A 19374-nucleotide genomic window follows, 5' to 3' on the forward strand; every position below is an offset into this window, starting at 1 on the left:
TAACAGATAATCTCAGTTTTATTAAGAAAATGCAATAGCAACTTTAAGACTGTTAATTGTCTTTACCTCTGCCTAACTAGAGATTTAAGACAATTAAGAGGACAGTTAAGACAGTTAACGTTCCTTAACGTGAAAACTAGCCTAGTACAAGCTTTTAGATTGCCTCGTTTGCCTCGTTCCTAGTCTCCGACTGGGAATGCTCGTCGTTGAGGCTCCGCCTCTCTTAGGATTTGTGTGAAAGCTAGATTTAGCAAGCTATTCCAAATAAATATTGACAAAGCGAATTTAAACGCAAGAATAAATCTAAAATTAAATAATAGAGCCAGTGACTTGATTGCTAGGGTCAACCTAAAATTCAAAATTGTGTGGCCAGTTTTGGCGCAAAGATTTTTTGAAATACTGTGTAGTACAAAAAGGTCGGCGAAGCAATTTTTTCCTAATGCTGGTTCCGTTCTCTTCAAATACTATCAAGTGTAATACTTGCTCTAGGAAACGCCGTTTGTCAAAAATACCTTGAATCATTACCTCTAGTTCAGTTGCGCCCTTGGCAGGAAAGTCCTCGCCATCAATGGTGCGCCAGGGTAAAAACTCCTGCCAATCTGAGGTTAATGTACTGACTCGTGCCCGATTTCCATAAGTAATAACTAGGAATATATTGTAGGAAAATAGCTTTGGTATTTGTTCGATGTAGGTCTGAATTCGCTGATAACCTTCTTTGAAAGTAGCCTGTTCATCACTGGGCTGAATCGAGACAATAACTGCCAAAGGTAAACCGTTGATAAAGACAACTACATCAGGATAGTGAGCATAACTCCCCTCAACTACAGTCAAGGGATGAATAGCTAGCCAATCATTATTTAGTAGATTAGACGTATCAATGAGTGAAACTTTGTCATGAACTATTTCTTCGTTACACAGGTATTCAACTTCCACACCATTGGTCAATAATTTGTGAAAGCGACGGTTATTTTCTAGCAAGTCAGAACTCGGAATGGAAGTAACCTGATGGATAGCTGCGGTGATCGCTTCATCAGGTTTTTTTGGGTTAATTTTCTGCAAAGCCTGATGGAGGCGCTGATACAAAACCACGTCACTATAACTACTCCGCCCGATCTGGTGCTTACCCAAAGCAATATCTGGCTCTAATAAAACTGTATAGCCAATAACCTCGAACCAAGTAAGCAAAGATGGTGCGATCGCCGCCCCAGTTATCCCTTCTCTACCTTCGTGTTGCTGTCTTTTAAGTAGGGGTATCGCAGACTGTGTAAGGTAAAAACGGCGGCGAAGTTTTCTTGTAACACGACTCGCTTTGACAGTTATTTTTTTTAGCTGTGCTGGATTCATGAAAAAGCTTGTGCCTCGTTTATTGGCATTAGTTGGTATATTTTCGATGGAGTAAGTAAGTCGGCGTAAAAATTTGTCTTTGGGATAAGGCAGGATAGCGCAGCGGTAGCGAGTCTGCGAGCGTCGGCAGGAGCGAAGAGTGTTTTAGTCTAGTTTATCTTTCTTCACATAGTTTGGTTTTATTGTGCTGTGCCAACTTATTCATACGACTTAATACTAACTATCAAAGCTGAACTCGATCGGCAAGATTGTATCCTGTGCTACACATTACCAATAATATTGGTATAAATGTAAATGTAATAGCATTGAGGCATGACAAATGACAAAATCCCTCATCACTACCACATAGTAATTTGAGGGATTTGCATTCTGTTATTTTATGAGAGTGATAAAAAAGGGCTGTTTTCTAGCTAATTGCCTTCTTTTTCTTCAAGCATCCTCCTAACAACCCAGCAGTTAATACTATCCCTCCAATAGTTGATGGTTCAGGTACAGTAATAGTCAAAGGTTTTACACTCACATTATCCAAGTATAAAAAACCATAGCTAGCTCTACCACCCAACTTTAACTCTGTAGATGATGTTGTCGCCACAAAATTTAAGTCATATTGGGTGAAAGGATTTCCAGCAACATTTATAGTATTTATTTTATCAAAAACTTGATTTCCATCGATAAATGCCTGAAATATGTTATCAACTTGACTGCTATCTTCATCTGTCCCTAAAAAGAAACTGAGATTATAATTACTACCGATAGTTGTAGCCAAATTCTGAGATATGTAAGCAGGATTTACAAATGAACCAATCGATAAACCTTGATTACCACTATCACGCTGAGGAAAATTGTTAATTCTAATCCCTGATGTATCGATCGGATCGCCAGATTTAATCCAGTCTGTAACATTAGGATTTGTAACGTTGGGATTGTTAGGATCTACGAGAGGATCGAGTTCAAAGCTTCCATTTCTAACAAGTTCTGCCGCTTGTACTGCTGTATTAAAAGTATTGGTAATCACAGCAGTGCTAATTAAGTTAGTGGTAAAACTAAAAACAATAATTGAAAGTTTTTTAGTGAACTTCATAAAACTTGACTCCAAATGATTACAATTTACGACAGTTAAAACAAGTTGATAGTTACATCTATGCTGGCTCTAATTGGTGTCAAGAAAAATAAACACTTTATTCAGGTTGATAAAAGTTAGCTATTCACCATAGATAATCTCTCCATAAAGCGATGATGGAGTTTTTTAATCAGATGAATTTAAGTGGCATTCTCAACACTATAGAGCCAGATATCGCTTGGGATTTGAAGAGAGTGATGGTTAGCTCGCGCTCTGTGGCTTATTCACTCCCGGAGCATCACTCACATACAGAGTTTTGACCTTGTTGATCTGTAGATTTGAAACTCACATCATCCAAATATAAAAATGCATACTTGACTCTGGAAGCAAACCTGATCTCGGTGGATGTTTCTTTGGCTTGAAAATAAAACGTGTATTGTGTGTAGGGTTGGTGAGAAGTATTTGTTTTCGTACAAACCGGCTTTTCACGTATAAAAGCCTGAAATTTATTATCCAGATCGGGTGCTTCTTCTGTAGATGCTAAATAGAAAGTAAGTCGGTAGTATTGATTAACGACTGTAGGGACATTCTGTGATATGTAGCTCAAGTCTGAAAATCCACCAAGCGATAAACCTTGGTTACCACTGTTAGCAAAATTGTCAATCCTAGTACCCGACGTATCTACCGGATCGCCATTTTTAATCCATCCTGTAAGATTAGGATTTGTAGCATTGGGATTATTTGGATCTACAAGAGAATCGTTTTCAAATCCCCCGTTGGTAATCAGTTCTGCTCCATCTGCTTGTGCTGCTGACTTATAAGTATTGGTAATCACAGCAGCATTAAAGAGAGCAGTAGTCAAACTACAAAAAATAATTGAGAGTTTTTTATTGAACTTCACAAGACATAACTCCAAATAGTTCAAAATTCACGACAACGAGTACTTAATTGATTTACTTTGTGGTGATTAAGGCAAGATAAACCCGTAAGTATTTTTGAAGATATTCTGAGCAGTAGTACCACTTAAGTAGGTAGAAAAACTCTGTGCTGTCGATAAAACTGTAGTGTTGGCGAGTATGCCCAGTGGATAGACAATCGGATCGCTCTCTGTTGTGAGGGCCGTTTCTACGACTCTTACCTTGGTAGAAATTGCAGCATCAGTTTTGTAAACGGCACCTGCATCAATAGTTTTACTTACGCCGCCAACTACAAGAGTTTTATTTTCAACAGCAGTTAAGACGTTACGCACATTGCTAGCGAGGTATGTTTTAGGACTAACAGTAGTGAAAATACCTCGGCTAGTCAGAACTTGTTTAGCATAATTTCCTGCTGGTACAACTGGTGGAGTCCCTGTGTAATCACCTATGGCAATACCAGTAATGTTGGCGTTAGTCAAACCATTGAAGCTAGTCAGAGCAGCACTACCAGCACTAACAGGAGGTGTTGTAGGAGCAATCAAAACTAAACGGTTTTTGACAATGTTTTTACGGCTACCTGAAACCAATTTACTTGGAGTTGCATTCTGTAAGACATCCATTTGGTCGGTGGCAGCAGAAATGAAAATATCTGCTACTGCTCCTCCTTGTATTTGGCTAAGTAAAGTACCAGAAGCACCAAAGGTATAAACAATGCTGACGCTTGGGTTAGCAGTTTGGTACTGAGTCTTAATGTCATTCATCGCGTTTGTTAAGCTGGAAGCCGCAAACACTCTAAGTGTGGTTGTGGAGTTTGCTGGCGATAAATTGACAAACTGGAAGCCTATTACCAGCATCATGCTGGTAACTGCCGTAGCAATCCAAGCGATAAGTCTTCTTCTGTTCATGAAAGTTATAGTTTAAGATGAAATCCCATCACTCATATCTATTGATACCTGGAAACAAAAAACCAAGCCGGAATTACCCAAAGCGTTTCCGACGATGGAAATTGACGATTTTCCAGTAGGTTTACTTAAACAGAGAGTAAAAGGGAGAGAATAGATGAGATTATACCATTAAAGTAGGTAAAAACTAAAATAATTACCAAATAAATTGGTAAATAGAGCCTGGTATGACAATTAAAATATAAAAAATAAATTATCTGTGATTTTTAGTAATGATTCAGGAGTCATAATTCTGGATTCAGAATAATTAAATAATCAGGGGAAAATTTCATAAATCAATATAACAATTATCATAAATTAATTTTATATTTTTACTTTTAAGTGCTGAATTTTTACCTTTTCCAATAGGGGGAAAAAATGACTATTATTTTCAGTGCATAACCTATAAAAAAAAGTGACTGACCTTCTCCTTCTAAAGACGCAAGCGCGAACATCCGAAAAAGTCACTTTTATATTGTTCACGCCTTGCATCTCTCCAAGGTAAGTGGATTTAGAAAACAAGGCTGGTTACTTTTTTTGCTCTAATGCACCACTAGCTAATTGCCTTCTTTTTCTTCAGCCATAATCCCAGCAAGCCTGCAATTGCTATTCCTCCTAGATTGAATGGTTCGGGTACAGGCTTAACACTCACAGTATCTAAGGATAAAATTGCGCGTCTATCCACAGCTCCAAACTTTAACTCTGTGGATGATGTGTCTGCTGTGAAATTGAACTTATATGGCGTGTATGGTTGAAAATCAATATTTTTTTGATCGAAAACATTTTTTCCCCCTACAAATGTTTGGAACTGATTATCAATATCTGGTTCCTCAGCTATAGATGCTAAATAGTAACTCAGTTCGTATTCTTGACCAGGTTTTGTAGAAAGCGTCTGTGATATGTAGCTGAGGTCTATAAATCCACCAATTTTTAAACCCTGATTATTACTTTGAGGGAAGTTGCTAATTCTAGTCCCTGATATATCTATCGGATTACCAGACTTAGTCCATCCTGTAATATTAGGATTTGGAGCGGTGGGATCGTTAGGATCTACGAGGGGGTCAAGTTCAAATCCTCCGTTAAAAACAATGTCACTAGGATCTGGAACCCAGTTATGATCGTAATTTGCTTGCGCTACTGGAATATAAGTACCAGTAATCACAGCAGTACTAGCTAAGGTAGTAGTAAAACCAAAAGCAATTATTGAAAGTTTTTTAGTTAATTTCATGAAACTTGACTCCAAAATAATTCCAATTTACGGCAATTATAACAAATTGATAATTACATTTATGCTGGCTCTAAGTAGTGTCAATAAAGCTGAAGTTTGACTCTAGTTTATAAGAGTTTGCTATTGATATAAATGATAATTCATATACTTTAAGACAATCTCTTTATAAACTCATGATTGAGTTTTTCTCAGATAAATTTCAGTGGCATTCTCGACATTATAGAGCCAGATATGGCAGGTCTATGGTTTAGTCATCCTGCGATAGTTTTATCCTTAAGGTTCAGGTACAGATTTGACACTCACATCATCCAAGAATAAAAACGCATACTTGACTTTGTAACCAAACTTTATCTCTGTAGATTCTCCTTTCGCTTTGAAAGATATGGTTGTTGGCGCGTATGGTTGAAAAGCAGTATTTTTATCATTACTAAACTTCTTCCCACCAATAAAGACCTGAAATTTATTTTTCACATCAGGTGCTTCCTCTATGGATGCGAAATAGTAAGTAAGTGTGTAGTACTGACCCTTAACTGTAGGGATAGTCTGTGATATGTAGCTAATCTCAGGAGATCCAGCTATCGAACTCAGCGATAACCCTTGATTACCAAAGTTAGGAAAATTACTAATTCTAATACCCGATATATTAACACCAGGTGTGTCCGCCGGATTGAAAGGCTCAGACTTAGTCCATCCTGTAATATTAGGATTTGGAGCGGTGGGATTGTTAGGATCTATGAGAGGGTCGCTTTCAAAGCTTCCGTTCGTAATCAGTTCTGGTCCTCCTCCTGTTTGTGCTACTGCTTTATAAGCATTGGTAATCACAGCAGTACTAACTAAGGCAGTGGTCAAACTACAAACAGTAATTGAGAGTTTTTTAGTGAGCTTCACAAGACATGACTCCAAATAGTTTAAAATTCACGACAACGACTACTTGATTTGCTTTGTAGTGATTAAGGCGCAAGAAACCCATAGGTGTTTATGAAGATGTTCTGGGCAGTACTACCACTTAAGTAAGTAGAAAAAGTCTGTGCTGCTGTGCGAGTTGTACCTGTACTTCTGGTGAGTATACCCAGTGGATAGACAATAGCCTCGCTGTCTGAGGTGAGGGCAGTGTCTACAACTCTTACCTTATTAGAAATAAGAGCATCAGTTCTGTAAACAAAACCTGCGTCAATAACCTTATTGTTAAGAGTTTTGTTTTCAACACCAGTCAAAACGGTACGCACATTGCTTCCAAGAACCAATTTGGGCTGGACAGTATTGAAAATACCTCGTTTTGTAAGAACTTGTTTGGCATAATCCCCTGCTGGTACAACTGGCGGAGTACCTGTATAGTCACCTATAGCAATGCCTCTAATATTAGCGTTGGTTAAACCAGGGATGTTGCTGAGAGCAGCACTACCGGGACTAGGAGATGTCGTCGGGGCAATCAAAACTAGACGATTTCTGACAATATTCTTACGGCTACCTGAAACCAATTTACCCTGACTCTGCAAGGCATCTATTTGGTCGTTGGCAGCAGAAATGAAAATATCTGCTGTACCTCCGTTTTGTATTTGCTGATACAAAGTACCTGAAGCACCGAATGTATAAGTAATGGTGATACCTGGGTTAGCATTTTGAAACTGAGTTTTAATGCTATTGAGTGCATTCGTTAAGCTGACAGCCGCATACACGTTAACGTTGGTTGCAGATGCGGCTGGTGATAAATTGACAAACTGCCAGCCTATTACCAGCATCATGCTGGTAACTGCCGTAGCCATCCAAGTAATAAATCTTCTTCTGTTCATGAAATTCATAGTTTTGGGAAAATAGTACCTAAAAGTTTGATTGTTGACATACCTGACTTAGGCACAGGCGAGCGAAAAAGCATATAAATGGCAGAGGTAGAGAATATGGATAAATGGGAGTTAGAGAGGCGTTTAGCGTAAGTCTTACGCACAAGAAATTCTTGGAAATAAATGGCCGATCGCAATTGCTAAAAGCATTGGTGTAATGAGCCGTTTATTATTTCCAAGTAGAATCACACAAACAGCGAGTGAAATGTATTTAGTGATGAAATAATATCAGTTAAATATGCACACTACCAACATTTTTGGTTATTAAACCCTGACAAAAAGCTAAGGCAACCGCATACAAATCCTGAAAAAACCCTGAGTTCCTGAACTTAGCATCAATTATGCTATAAAAATACCAGATAATTCTTAAATATCTAAAACCCTGTTTTTACCAACAAAGTAGTTTTAATTATCGTTGCTACTAATTTTTTGGTAATAAAGGGCTGCATTGATCTAGCGAACAGCGATCGCTCCCTACTACTGTGTAAAAAAAGAGCGATGCTTGCGGCGATAAACTACGCATCCAGCAACTCATCCGCCTGGACAATGTACATATAATTCTTTATTTGTATAAAAATATATATAATCTTTGATTGTATCAATAAAAAAAATGATTTAACATACATCTAACGATAGATAGATTTTATTAAAAAAACAGTTTAGATTTGTAACAAGTTACACAGAACTAGGTAAAACACATGGCCAACATAATTGACACTGCCACTAACAATGGTTCTTTCACGACATTAGTTGCAGCAATCCAAGCAGCTGGTCTGGTAGATACACTTAAAGGCCCTGGGCCATTCACCGTCTTCGCACCCACTGACGAAGCGTTTAACAAGCTTCCAGCAGGTACAGTAGACGCATTACTGAAAGATCCTGCAAAGCTGAAGCAAATCTTGACCTATCATGTTGTCTCAGGCAAGGTACTGGCTGCTGATGTAGTCAAACTGAAGACAGCTACAACAGTTCAAGGTTCAGATGTAAAAATTGACGCATCTAACGGCGTTAAGATCAATGATGCAACAGTTGCAACACCAGATGTTGCTGCTGATAACGGTGTTATCCACGTCATTGACACAGTTTTGATTCCTGCATAAGCAAGCTTCAGAATAGCAAATGCTATTTTTGGGGCGGCGACTACCTATAGTCGTTTCTTCATTACAGCCTGGTTGGATGTTTTTTAATAAATACCAACTACCAATAAATCCATCTAGACACTATCTAGATGGATTTATTGTTTCATGCATGTAGAGAGGTTGCAATTGCTAGTCTCTCTTATAGCAGGGGACTGGGGACTGGGTTGAAAGTCTGTTTGTATATAGGTTTTATCATCAATTAATGTCCTAACCTCCTTGTCCGTTGCTATAAATTAGATATAATCAAATTTTTAGTTTTGCTAAACCCAAATAACGGATACCTTCGGGGGAAATGTCAAAACGGCAAGGTAATACTTCTAAACCGAGAGCGATCGCATCGCGTAATAATTTACCATATATAGGATCTGTGCGATCGCCAGGAGAGAACTCAATACAATCACCTCGATTGATAAAGTAAAGCATCACTGCGCGAGTTAAAGGTAGTAGCGCCATTAGTTCTCGCAAGTGCTTTTGCCCTCTTGTAGTCTCCGTGTCAGGAAATAGGGCTAATCTCCCTTCAGACAAAGTTGTATTTTTTACTTCTAAATAAATCGGGCGTTCTTCATCACTCCCCGTCAAGAAAAAATCCACTCGACTTTTTTTGTCTAATCCATAAACCACCTCGCCCTTAATTTGACTATAGTTGCCCAATTCTGGGAAAAGGTGTTTCGCCAAAGCTAGCTTTACCACCCGATTGGGCAAAAACGTATTTATACCTACCCAAGTCGGCTCGTTGTCATGTACCTGAATTAGTTCTAAAGTGTAAGCCAATTTGCGGTTAAGATTATCACTTTTGGAAAGCTGTACCGCACTTTCGGGAGTCGATACTCCAGTCATTGGCCCTGTATTGGGACAGTGTGCTGTCACTATCTCGCCAGAAGTAAGTTGAACATCTGCAAAAAACCGCTTGTAACGCTTGAGTAAAATACCAGGATACAAAGGCGGGTAACGGTAAAGCCAATCGATCATTATGGAACCTTGTTGCTGCTAGTAGATATATAGATATAGCAGCGATTGTTTCGGCTGACATTTAATTCTCAAACAATGTTAGCGCGATGCCTACGAGGGGCTACGCTTACGCTCTTTTTTCGGTGCGTTATCTTACTGTTAACGCACCTGATGACACAAAAGCTACTTAGGTAAAACTTGCCGCAGCGCTGCTAAAAGTTGGTCAACACTTTCTTTACGACTATTAAAGCCCATCAATCCGACGCGCCAAACAAGACCCGCGAGTTCGCCAAGACCACCCCCAATTTCAATATTATATTCATTAAGTAACTGTCGTGCGATCGCTTTACCATCTACCCCGGCTGGAATGCGGACAGTGGTCAACGTTGGTAGTCTATATTCTTGCTCAACATGCAAACTCAGCCCTAAGTTTTCCAACCCTTCCCAGAGATATTCTACGTTCTTTTGATGTCGCTGCCAGGAATTTGCTAACCCCTCTTCTGCCAGTAAACGTAATGCTTCCCGCAAGGCATAGTATAAATTAATCGGTGCTGTGTGGTGATAGGTGCGTTCAGTACCCCAGTACTTGCCCAGTAACGACATATCCAAATACCAGTTTGCAACCTTTGTTTGGCGCTGTTGCAATTTCTCAACTGCACGCGCACTCATTGTAAAAGGAGAAGCACCTGGCGGGCAACCCAACCCTTTTTGACTGCAACTATAAGCTAAGTCAACTCCCCAAGCATCCAAAAATAAGGGGACACCACCCAAACTTGTCACCGTATCTACCAGCAGCAGAGTACCAAATTCACGACACAAATCAGCTACCCCTTCCAACGGTTGACGTGCGCCGGTGGAAGTTTCAGCATGAACTAGAGCTAAGATAGCTGGACGATGACTTTTTAAGGCAGTTTGCAGTTCATCAAGGCTGAAGACTTGTCCCCAAGGTTTAGTAATGGTTCGCACATCAGCACCATAACGTCCAGCCATATCCACAAGGCGATTACCGAAGTAACCAGTTACACCAATTAAAACCACATCATCGGGTTCTACAGCATTGGCGATGGTTGCTTCCATTGCAGCTGTTCCCGTACCGCTAACTGCAATGGTAAGTGAGTTTTCTGTTTGCCATACATAGCGTAGCAACGACTGAATTTCATCCATGAGTGCGAGAAAAGCTGGGTCAAGATGCCCAACAGGTGAGGTATTCATCGCTTGGAGAACTGTGGGATGGGCATTGGATGGGCCAGGCCCTAACAGTAGACGGGATGGGATTTCTAGCGGTGTGAGTTGCAAGCGCCCAGAGTCGTTAATTGAAATTGTTTGCGTCATAATCTGTCTTCGTCTAGACGATACTTACAGGATCATATAGGAATCCGATTTCATTCTTGAACTTACTTGCGTAGGAAGAGAACTCTTAACTGAGAACAGAACAGAAGCGAATAGATGTACAAAGCAGATCATATTAGCCTGTTAAGCAATAATGTTTTTGGCTTTGAGGATTTGGCAAATGGCGGCGATCGCAATTACAACGATTTGATTGTCCGAGTTAATTTGAATATTCCATAGATAGATGTATAGCCTGTAACTTTGATTGAGCAATGAATACAGGCTTTATTTTGAGAAAAAATCTAGTTAGATAGAGCGATCGCATCACCGATGTTTTAGTAAATATTTTTGTCCACCTACTTGTGTGGATTCAGACCAAAACCAAATATTGCATAATTATTAGCTATCAAGACCAACAATTTTATATATAATTTGATATGGTATTTTACCGAAAATTACGAATTAGTTAAACTCTGCGATCGCCATATTGCCATATTTGTGAGACTTAATTTATTTAAAAACTTTGACTCCCGCCCCCGACTAATCATTGCTGTCGGACTTGCTGTATTAGTTTCAGTAATCCTTCCCCAGTGGCTACACTTACCGACTCGCATTCTCTGCGCTTGGAACTCTGGTATTGACTTTTTCTTAGCCATAACTTGGTGGAAAATGACCAGGGCGAACCCAGAAAAAATTCGCCGTTATGCTGAGAGTGAATATGAAGGACATTTGGCTATATTCATGCTGGTGATTGCTGCGGCTTGTGCAAGTGTTTTAGCTATTGGTTTTTTACTAACTGATAAAAAAGGGTTGTCTACAATTTTACTTACCCTACATGTCGTACTTTCAATTATGACCATTGTCGGTTCTTGGCTACTAGTACATACGATGTTTGCAGTGCAATATGCACATAGCTATTACAAATATATTAATCATAATTACAGTGAAGAAATCATCGGAGGTTTAGATTTTCCTAATAACGACTATCCAGACTACTGGGAATTTTTATATTATTCTTTTGTAATTGGTATGACTAGCCAAGTTTCAGATGTGGAGACAAGATCGCGCGAGATGAGGCGCTTGACTCTGTTACACAGTATATTATCCTTCTTTTTCAATACCACTATTTTAGCGATGAGTATTAATATTATTGCATCGCTGATTTAAAAATTGCTTGACTTTTTTTAATTAAAAATTAAGAAGAAAAATAAACACAAGAAATTTTTAAATTCCAAATTGTAAAAGAAGAAGTAATTAATTAAAGCCTCAGATGCAAACGCAATAGTTGCAGCATTCATTGACTGTTGCCCTGCTAAACCGAGAATACTTACTGGTAGTCCTTGTAGTGTTGATAATTCCACGGTCAACTATCCCACTTATAGATTTCAGTATATTACACCAGTAGGATGGTAATGAGGACATCATCAATGAATGCTAATAGGAACCATTATAAAAATAATTTGATTTCGAGGAAATCTAGTTAATATTAATTAGTTGAAGTAAAAATATCTGATTAAAATCTTCATGTTTGATTTTCATCGTTTGCGACTGCCATCAAAATATTTCAATATTCTCATTACAGTACTAGCTTTTGTTTTATTTTTCTGGTTAACTCCTGTCGTTGCTCAAGCATTAACTAAAGCTCCTGTTATTTTGGATGGACAACAGCTTTTTCAGATCAGCGATTCTGGTCAGTATAGCGCTCAAGAACGGACAAATTTAATCAACTCACAACTAAAAAATGTGATTTCAGCTTCTGAGTCTATTCAAGTTAAAATTGAAAAACGCAACCAGCTACCTACTATTTTATTAAATGACCGCTATCTATTAACAGTTACACAACAAGATACTTTACCAGGTAGTACACTCGATGAGCAGGCTCACATTTGGGCGCAGCAAATTGAAGGAGCCTTACAGCAAGCTCATTTAGAGCGAACTAGAACCTATCTTCAACAAACAAGTTTTATAGCAGCAGCAATTTTACTCATAACTGTGGGATTTAGTTGGCTATTGGGATGGATTAAGCATCAATTTATCCGAGTAGCTTCATTTCGCTTAACTACTAGCAATGCCATACCTAATTCGGAAACGCTTAAAGTATTAGAATTATTTTTCAAATTAGTGTTGGCAAGTATGCGTATCGGGCTTTGGATGAGTGCGATTCTTTATATCACTAATCTCTTTCCTTTCACTCGTCAATGGAGCTACCAAATTTCAAATATCCTAATTACCAGTTTTACCTCACCTATTCTGACATTAGGAAAGAATCCTTACTCTCTTACTGAATTAATAATTTTGGTTGGTTTGTTGTTTGGCTTAGTTATCTTTGCTGGAACTTTAACCAATTTTTTACGTTCTCGGATTCTATCTTTTACTGGAATCAATCGTGGCGCTCAAGAAGCGATTATAGTACTTTTAAAATATGGTCTAATTTTTATTGGCACACTGGTACTGCTACAAATCTGGGGGCTTGACATTAGCTCTTTGACAATTTTAGCAAGTGCTTTAAGCGTTGGAATTGGCTTTGGTTTACAAGATATTGCTAAGAATTTTGGCAGTGGTTTAGTACTAGTATTTGAGCGTCCAATTCAGGTTGGAGATTTTGTGGAAGTTGGGGAATATACAGGTATTGTCGAACGAATCGGTGCCAGAAGTACCGAGATTCGTACCCTTGACCACGTTTCAATTATTGTACCCAACTCTCGCTTCTTGGAAAAAGAAGTAATCAACTGGAGCCATCGCAACCCGATTTCTCGCCTTCATCTCCCCGTTGGCGTTGCCTACAGCTCAGATCCCAAAGCAGTGCAATCTGCTCTGTTAGAGGCTGCTTCTAAGCATCCCAATGTATTGCAGACTCCTTTGCCTCTAGTACTGTTTAAAGACTTTGCCAACAACACCTTAAATTTTGAGTTATTAGTCTGGACTGCGGAACCTAATAAACAATTTTTGCTCAAAAGTGATTTATACTACATTATTTACGAAGTATTAAAGCAACAAAAAATTGAAATTCCTTTTGCTCAGTTAGATTTACATCTGCGTTCTGGTAAGTTGGAATTTACGCCAGAAATGCAGTTAGCTTTAATACAGATGGTTGAACGATTATCAAATCAGGAGTCATGCATAGATTCAACCAATGCAATTGAAAGGGGCACAGAGGGTATAGATGCATGAGCGCTTTGTAATAATGGGGGTCTATCCACAAAAATCATCCACCCGAATATCCCGCCAGACATCAGAAACCTGCCAGCCAGAGTTGCCAACAGACTGTACTGGAGGATTGTCAAGGAATGGAATATAGTCAGGTTCTCTCGGTTCTCTTGTGATTACTGGTTTCTCCTCAACCACAGGGGCTGAAGAATTGACAGTATTAGCTTGAAGAAGTTGGTCTTCTGCTTCTTCGATTAACTTCATCTGTCTCAGGGTAAGCTTGTCGGATTTTTTAATGATTTTCAAAGTATGTATCTCATTAGAAGTATTCATTGGCTGTTCCTTTGAAGGCATTGGTTCAAAATTTGGATGGCAGTAAAGTTGGGAGAAGTTAGGCGTAAATAAAAAGCACAGAATAAACACTTTACTGCAAAACTATGGAAAATACGAGTGCCTTGCCGATGAATTTCTTAATTGGATATAAATCTCTTTTTCGGGCAGATGCCTTAAAGCGATCGCAGTAGGATCATTGTCTAGAAGTCAAAATTCTTTTGCGTTTTTGGCACTTAAGCCAACGAATCAGTGACTTGAGGTTGAGCAGGGGGATCGCGATCCCGTTTGATTGCGAAATCTGTGAACAACATAGCCCTGGCTAGGTTTCACATGAATTTTCGTGCCATTCGGATATAAATAAGATTGCTTTTGTCACGGAATTTATAGTCGTAAAGCGATGGCGCAGAGATTGAGACTCTTCATTAGGTATATGTAAACAGACAAAATATCTGCAATTTGAATGAGGAAAGCTCTGGTGGCTTGAGACAAAGTTTGTAAATACGCTAGAAATAGCTTCTTGGAGATTAATCAAAGATGAAAACAACAGTGAAACGAGAAATACAAATGAAATACAGACAATTGGGAAATAGCGAGTTGAGCGTCTCTGAAATTAGTCTCGGTTCCTGGCTGACTTATGGGGGTGGTGTAGAGCAGCAAAATGCAGAGGCTTGCATACACAAAGCTTTTGAGGTTGGAATTAACTTTATTGACACTGCAAATGTTTATGCTCAGGGAGGGGCTGAATCCTTTTTGGGAGAAGTATTGCAAGGTACTGAGCGCTCAAGTTATGTCTTAGCGACCAAAGTTTTCTTTCCCATGTCAGCCAATGAGCGAGGACTCTCAGCAGCCCAAATCAGAAAACAAATTGATGCTTCCTTAAAGCGACTGCGTACCGATTACGTTGATTTGTACCAATGCCATCGCTACGATCCAAATACGCCTTTAGAAGAAACTATGACGGCACTCACTGAGGTAGTGCGTCAGGGAAAAGCTCGTTACATCGGCTTTAGCGAATGGAGTCCGCAGCAGATCCAAGCAGCGCTGAATCTGGCTGATGTTGAACACTTTGTTTCCAGCCAGCCCCAATATTCCATGCTCTGGCGCAAACCGGAAGCACAGGTGTTTCCATTATGTGCAGCTAATGGCATCGGTCAGATTGTTTGGTCGCCGTTAGCACAAGGTGTACTCACAGGCAAATACCAGCCAGGGCAAACTCCACCTCCAGATTCTCGTGCTGCGAACGAAAAGATGAATTCGTTTTTGATGGAGGAGTTATTTAACGATCGCACACTAACAGCAGTACAAAAGCTTAAACCCATTGCCCAAGACTTAGGGTTGAGTATGCCACAGTTAGCTCTAGCTTGGGTACTACGAGATGAGCGTGTGTCTTCAGCAATTATTGGTGCTAGCCGTCCAGAACAAATTGTTGATAACGCTGCTGCATCAGGAGTAGAGCTAGATGCGGATGTACTGACAGCGATTGACCAAATATTGGCATCGGTTGTTCAAAGGTGAGGAAAGTAGTTAATTCTCGGTGTGAACCCAAAAGCTATTCGTTAATAAATTTATTCAAAAGTTGAGAAGTGAGCCACGACGATAAATTTAAAAGCGATCGCAGCTAGAACACAAGAGATTACCCCAACTGAAACTAATGAGGTTTTTTCAATGACAACTACAACACCCAACCGTACAACTAGTTCAAATCCTAGTAATTCACCTGTTCCCTACACAGGATTTGATCGCCTGTTTATTGGGGGACGTTGGGTTACAGGCCGTTCCGAACACAAATTGCAACCCATCAACCCATACCGTCAAGACGTGATTATGGAAATCTTGGCGGCGGACAAACGTGATTTAGAAGATGCTTATCAAGAAGCACAGCGTAGTCAAGTGGCATGGGCAGAGGCATTGCCGAGTGAGCGATCGCTGATTATGCGTGTGGCTACTGCTCTTACTGCCGTACTGGATATAATGCTCAATGTGATAACGCCAATCCTCAGGGGCATAACGCTGGGACAGCTTTCTTCGGAGGCCCAGAAGCAACAGGCCCCTTCGATGGATTGCAGGCGGAATATGCTCGAATTCCTTATGCCAATGCAGGGTTAGTAAAATTACCAAAAGAGGTTACAGACGACCAAGCAATTCTGTTGTCTGACATCTTCCCTACGGCATACTTTGGAGCCGATATTGCAGAGATCACACCAGGAGATACAGTTGCCATCTTCGGTTGTGGCCCCGTTGGGCAGTTTGCGATCGTTAGCGCCAGATTATTCGGTGCAGGACGCATCATTGCAGTGGATACAATTCCCTCACGTTTAGAAATGGCGCGTGATTTGGGTGCAGAAATCATTGATTACAATGCCGAAGATCCAATTGAAGCAATCCGCGAACTAACTGGAGGAGTTGGTGTGGATAGAGCTATTGATGCAGTTGGCGTAGATGCGAATGCTCCTGACAGTGGTCCAGCAGCCAAAAAAGCACGACAAGAAGCACAACAATTCCAACAGCAGTTACAACAAATTGCCCCTAAAACCAATCCTCAAAACGGAAATTGGCATCCAGGTAATGCTCCTTCTCAAGTATTAGAGTGGGCAGTTCAAGCATTAGCCAAAGCTGGTACACTCTCGATTATTGGAGTTTATCCCCCCACCCATAATTTCTTTCCCATCGGCACAGCAATGAACAAAAATCTCACAATCAACATGGGCAATTGTAATCACCGCAAATATATTCCTACGTTGGTGGATTTGGTTCGTAATGGCACAGTAGACCCCACAAAAGTCTTAACACAAGTCGAGCCGCTAATGTCAGTTATTGATGCATATAAGGCATTTGACCAACGACAACCAGGTTGGGTGAAGGTAGAATTAGTCCCTGGAGCAGCTTTAGCTAATGTTTAGAGTCTTTGCCAAAGTTGTATTGTGAACTAAAAACTTTTTTGACATCAGCAAGTTACCCTACTTGCTGATGGTTTTTGATTTTAATTATAGGAGGTTGTACAGCACGAGTTAAATTTTATATATATGTCTGGCTACTTGATAATGATGTTCGTCTAGATCCGCTAGCTTTAGCAGCGCCAGTACAAACTTTGCAAAACGAGGTACTGCCCCAAAATCCAAACTGGAGACTCCGATAGCGGAATGGTCAGATTGAGATGCCTTTAACATGAGACGTATGATATAAGTTGATGAGGCAGTATGTTGCTTTATTGCTGCAACATCTTCAACAGAACCTCTGGGCTGTCCATTTTATCCATTACAACCTCAATAAAAGCAAGTTGATCGCGGTTTTGTTGAGCTGTTTGTAATGCTTTGTCTAACTCGGATTCGGTACTAACTTTAATTGTCCAGGCATTGCCAGCGAAAACCTTAGGCAGCTGATGATAATTCCAAGGTTGAATGTCGTTATATGGCATACGTTCACCGTGAATATCACGCTCTATAGTATATCCATCATTGTTGATCAAAAATATAATCGGTTTTAGATTATGGCGTAAGATGGTTGAAAGTTCTTGTGCAGTCATTTGGAAAGACCCGTCACCAACCAGTAGGATAGAGCGACGTTGTGATGCGGCGATGGCACAACCAAGTAATGAACCAACAGAGTAACCAATCGATCCCCAAAGTACTTGCCCAACGAAAGTAGCTCCTTTTGGTAAAGGAACGATAGAAGCGCCAAACAAACAAGTTCCAGTCTCAGCAACGATAATGTCATCTTCTTGGAGAAAATGAGCAAATCTATGCCAAAAATACTTCTGCGTAATCGGTACCGAAGAGCCGCCTTCGATTGGCGTTATAAAACCAGGATCTAAATTCTCTGTTGCTGATTTGAAGTAAAGCGTTTGAGGATCGCGGTGCTGCAACCGTTGACTTAAAGCAGAAAGCACATCTGCCATAGCGACATTGTTGTATAAAGCATGTTTAACTTTTACATACTCCCCATGCACTTCAATAGTTTGGCTGGGATCGAGTTTGGCAGAAAACTTGCCTGTGTTGAAATCAGTCATCAAAGCACCGATAGTTAAAACACAATCTGCCTGCTCAATACGTTTTCTAACAGATTCCTCACTGGCAGCACCATTATATATGCCGATGAATTGGGGGTGGGTTTCTTCTAGCAATCCTTTTCCCATGTTCATCGTGGCATAAGGGTATCCGGTAGCTGTTAGCAGTTCTCGCAATTGTTCATGCAAGTGATAACGAGCTACACCAATATCAGCAATAATCACAGGTTGGGAAGCTTTTTCCAGTATGTTTACACAGACATCAGTTATTTCTGCTATTGTAGCGCCATCACTTTGAAATACAGGGGGTATAAAAAAATCAGACGGTGCAGACACCTCAGCCAGAACAACATCCATAGGTAGGGAAATATAAACAGGTAATTTCTTCAGTAAACAGATACCTAAAACTCTGTCAATTTCCGTTGTTGCATTTTCCTTTGTTAAATATGCTTGAGCCGCCGTTACCTGTTGATACATTCGGGCAAATATTGAGAAATCACCAGTACCAAGCGTATGATGCATAAGTGAACCAAGAGCTTGAATTTTAGTTGCAGGAGCACCAGTAATCGCTACAACCGGAACGTGTTCAGCATAAGCGCCAGCGACACCATTAATAGCACTGAGTTCACCAACACCAAAGGTAGTTACTAATGCCGCAACACCATTAATCCGACCATAACCATCGGCAGCATAGGATGCGTTAAGTTCGTTGCAAGTAGGAATTAACTTAATGCCATTGTGGTTAACAATATAGTCGAGAAACTCCATATTGTAGTCTCCAGCAACGCCAAAGATATGCTTGATGCCAATTTGCTCCAGACGAAGCAATAAATAGTCGCTAACAGTAAACTTTGCCATTGTCCAAGCCAAAATTTTACCCTTTTAGGGTAGGAAAACTTTAACTGAGATGCGTATCTCTGAAGTAAGAATAAGATTGTGACTTTTGCCGTTAAGCTTAAAAACTGAGCATAATCATAGACGTTTATCTAAGAAGAACTTCTATCGGAAGGTTAAAAATTAATATAAATAGTTATTTCTAAAGAATTAAAATTATTTATTGTAAGTGGCTCTTTAGAAAGATGTTTTAAAGACTAGGGTCTGGTGTCCTAGTTAATATGTGCGATTTAGGTTGCTCAGGTTTCAAATA

General features: G+C 39.8%; 18 protein-coding genes. 7 read left to right on the top strand and 11 right to left on the bottom strand.

The genetic code is table 11. The features are described 5' to 3' along the window. Positions 1 to 348: 348 nt before the first annotated feature. The 7 genes from HWQ39_RS08405 to modA (HWQ39_RS08435) form a co-directional block, all read right to left on the bottom strand. Positions 349 to 1344 (bottom strand): type I restriction endonuclease, encoded by a 996-nt coding sequence (locus HWQ39_RS08405; RefSeq protein WP_292843450.1) that lies wholly within the window; start codon positions 1342 to 1344, stop codon positions 349 to 351. Between the two features lie 406 nt (positions 1345 to 1750). Then, the gene (locus HWQ39_RS08410; RefSeq protein WP_292843451.1) at positions 1751 to 2425 is read right to left on the bottom strand and encodes a PEP-CTERM sorting domain-containing protein; all 675 of its coding nucleotides are present in this window, start codon (positions 2423 to 2425) and stop codon (positions 1751 to 1753) included. Positions 2426 to 2702: 277 nt separating this feature from the next. Beyond that, positions 2703 to 3305: a DUF642 domain-containing protein gene (locus tag HWQ39_RS08415; RefSeq protein ID WP_292843452.1), complete on the bottom strand. Its 603-nt coding sequence runs from the start codon at positions 3303 to 3305 to the stop codon at positions 2703 to 2705. A gap of 66 nt (positions 3306 to 3371) precedes the next feature. Further along, on the bottom strand, positions 3372 to 4226 hold the full coding sequence (gene modA / locus HWQ39_RS08420; RefSeq protein WP_292843453.1) for a molybdate ABC transporter substrate-binding protein: 855 nt from the start codon (positions 4224 to 4226) through the stop codon (positions 3372 to 3374). Between the two features lie 589 nt (positions 4227 to 4815). Beyond that, a complete protein-coding gene (locus HWQ39_RS08425; RefSeq protein WP_292843454.1) occupies positions 4816 to 5490 on the bottom strand; it encodes a DUF642 domain-containing protein in 675 nt (224 codons plus the stop codon). Between the two features lie 273 nt (positions 5491 to 5763). Beyond that, positions 5764 to 6378, bottom strand: a complete 615-nt coding sequence (locus tag HWQ39_RS08430; RefSeq protein ID WP_292843455.1) for a DUF642 domain-containing protein — start codon at positions 6376 to 6378, stop codon at positions 5764 to 5766. Between the two features lie 62 nt (positions 6379 to 6440). Next, positions 6441 to 7253 carry a molybdate ABC transporter substrate-binding protein gene (gene modA, locus HWQ39_RS08435; RefSeq protein WP_292843456.1) on the bottom strand — a complete coding sequence of 271 codons (813 nt, stop codon included), beginning with the start codon at positions 7251 to 7253 and terminating at the stop codon, positions 6441 to 6443. Positions 7254 to 8026: 773 nt separating this feature from the next. On the opposite strand from modA (HWQ39_RS08435), the gene HWQ39_RS08440 reads away from it, so the two are divergent. After that, positions 8027 to 8428, top strand: a complete 402-nt coding sequence (locus tag HWQ39_RS08440; RefSeq protein WP_292843457.1) for a fasciclin domain-containing protein — start codon at positions 8027 to 8029, stop codon at positions 8426 to 8428. 282 nt (positions 8429 to 8710) lie between these two features. Here HWQ39_RS08440 and sfsA read toward each other — a convergent pair whose 3' ends face one another. Next, positions 8711 to 9436, bottom strand: coding sequence for a DNA/RNA nuclease SfsA (gene sfsA / locus HWQ39_RS08445; RefSeq protein WP_292843458.1), 726 nt, complete (start codon positions 9434 to 9436; stop codon positions 8711 to 8713). Between the two features lie 162 nt (positions 9437 to 9598). Continuing rightward, positions 9599 to 10747 carry an alanine--glyoxylate aminotransferase family protein gene (locus HWQ39_RS08450; protein WP_292843459.1) on the bottom strand — a complete coding sequence of 383 codons (1149 nt, stop codon included), beginning with the start codon at positions 10745 to 10747 and terminating at the stop codon, positions 9599 to 9601. A gap of 114 nt (positions 10748 to 10861) precedes the next feature. On the opposite strand from HWQ39_RS08450, the gene HWQ39_RS08455 reads away from it, so the two are divergent. From HWQ39_RS08455 to HWQ39_RS08465, 3 genes are all read left to right on the top strand, one after another. After that, positions 10862 to 10984 carry a DUF4114 domain-containing protein gene (locus HWQ39_RS08455; RefSeq protein WP_292843460.1) on the top strand — a complete coding sequence of 41 codons (123 nt, stop codon included), beginning with the start codon at positions 10862 to 10864 and terminating at the stop codon, positions 10982 to 10984. Between the two features lie 192 nt (positions 10985 to 11176). After that, entirely contained in the window at positions 11177 to 11911 is a 735-nt protein-coding gene (locus HWQ39_RS08460; RefSeq protein ID WP_292843461.1) for a DUF1345 domain-containing protein, read from the top strand. Positions 11912 to 12268: 357 nt separating this feature from the next. Then, positions 12269 to 13915: a mechanosensitive ion channel domain-containing protein gene (locus HWQ39_RS08465; RefSeq protein WP_292843462.1), complete on the top strand. Its 1647-nt coding sequence runs from the start codon at positions 12269 to 12271 to the stop codon at positions 13913 to 13915. Positions 13916 to 13936: 21 nt separating this feature from the next. On the opposite strand, the gene HWQ39_RS08470 is transcribed toward HWQ39_RS08465, so the two are convergent. Beyond that, entirely contained in the window at positions 13937 to 14224 is a 288-nt protein-coding gene (locus HWQ39_RS08470) for a hypothetical protein (protein WP_292843463.1), read from the bottom strand. Positions 14225 to 14788: 564 nt separating this feature from the next. Here HWQ39_RS08470 and HWQ39_RS08475 point away from each other — a divergent pair. The 3 genes from HWQ39_RS08475 to HWQ39_RS08485 all read left to right on the top strand — a co-directional run bounded on the left by HWQ39_RS08475 (position 14789) and on the right by HWQ39_RS08485 (position 17124). Then, positions 14789 to 15739, top strand: a complete 951-nt coding sequence (locus tag HWQ39_RS08475; protein WP_292843464.1) for an aldo/keto reductase family protein — start codon at positions 14789 to 14791, stop codon at positions 15737 to 15739. Between the two features lie 150 nt (positions 15740 to 15889). Continuing rightward, complete coding sequence (locus HWQ39_RS08480) at positions 15890 to 16330, top strand: aldehyde dehydrogenase family protein (protein WP_292843465.1); 441 nt, start codon at positions 15890 to 15892, stop codon at positions 16328 to 16330. Further along, positions 16285 to 17124 (top strand): zinc-binding dehydrogenase, encoded by an 840-nt coding sequence (locus HWQ39_RS08485; RefSeq protein ID WP_292843466.1) that lies wholly within the window; start codon positions 16285 to 16287, stop codon positions 17122 to 17124. The genes HWQ39_RS08480 and HWQ39_RS08485 overlap by 46 nt, the downstream gene beginning before the upstream one ends. 305 nt (positions 17125 to 17429) lie before the next feature. Here the strand turns inward: HWQ39_RS08485 and HWQ39_RS08490 are convergent, their stop codons facing one another. Beyond that, complete coding sequence (locus tag HWQ39_RS08490; RefSeq protein WP_292843467.1) at positions 17430 to 19085, bottom strand: alpha-keto acid decarboxylase family protein; 1656 nt, start codon at positions 19083 to 19085, stop codon at positions 17430 to 17432. Positions 19086 to 19374 lie beyond the last annotated feature (289 nt).

Origin of the sequence: Nostoc sp. NMS8 (assembly GCF_017115045.1) — a bacterium.
Lineage (GTDB): Bacteria > Cyanobacteriota > Cyanobacteriia > Cyanobacteriales > Nostocaceae > Nostoc.

What these genes read in the sequence shown, in the direction of transcription:
- HWQ39_RS08405 (WP_292843450.1), bottom strand. Translation starts at nt 1,344, where the DNA reads ATGAATCCAGCACAGCTAAAAAAAATAACTGTCAAAGCGAGTCGTGTT.
- HWQ39_RS08410 (WP_292843451.1), bottom strand. Translation starts at nt 2,425, where the DNA reads ATGAAGTTCACTAAAAAACTTTCAATTATTGTTTTTAGTTTTACCACT.
- modA (WP_292843453.1), bottom strand. Translation starts at nt 4,226, where the DNA reads ATGAACAGAAGAAGACTTATCGCTTGGATTGCTACGGCAGTTACCAGC.
- HWQ39_RS08425 (WP_292843454.1), bottom strand. Translation starts at nt 5,490, where the DNA reads ATGAAATTAACTAAAAAACTTTCAATAATTGCTTTTGGTTTTACTACT.
- modA (WP_292843456.1), bottom strand. Translation starts at nt 7,253, where the DNA reads ATGGCTACGGCAGTTACCAGCATGATGCTGGTAATAGGCTGGCAGTTT.
- HWQ39_RS08440 (WP_292843457.1), top strand. Translation starts at nt 8,027, where the DNA reads ATGGCCAACATAATTGACACTGCCACTAACAATGGTTCTTTCACGACA.
- sfsA (WP_292843458.1), bottom strand. Translation starts at nt 9,436, where the DNA reads ATGATCGATTGGCTTTACCGTTACCCGCCTTTGTATCCTGGTATTTTA.
- HWQ39_RS08450 (WP_292843459.1), bottom strand. Translation starts at nt 10,747, where the DNA reads ATGACGCAAACAATTTCAATTAACGACTCTGGGCGCTTGCAACTCACA.
- HWQ39_RS08455 (WP_292843460.1), top strand. Translation starts at nt 10,862, where the DNA reads ATGTACAAAGCAGATCATATTAGCCTGTTAAGCAATAATGTTTTTGGC.
- HWQ39_RS08465 (WP_292843462.1), top strand. Translation starts at nt 12,269, where the DNA reads ATGTTTGATTTTCATCGTTTGCGACTGCCATCAAAATATTTCAATATT.
- HWQ39_RS08470 (WP_292843463.1), bottom strand. Translation starts at nt 14,224, where the DNA reads ATGAATACTTCTAATGAGATACATACTTTGAAAATCATTAAAAAATCC.
- HWQ39_RS08475 (WP_292843464.1), top strand. Translation starts at nt 14,789, where the DNA reads ATGAAATACAGACAATTGGGAAATAGCGAGTTGAGCGTCTCTGAAATT.
- HWQ39_RS08480 (WP_292843465.1), top strand. Translation starts at nt 15,890, where the DNA reads ATGACAACTACAACACCCAACCGTACAACTAGTTCAAATCCTAGTAAT.
- HWQ39_RS08490 (WP_292843467.1), bottom strand. Translation starts at nt 19,085, where the DNA reads ATGGCAAAGTTTACTGTTAGCGACTATTTATTGCTTCGTCTGGAGCAA.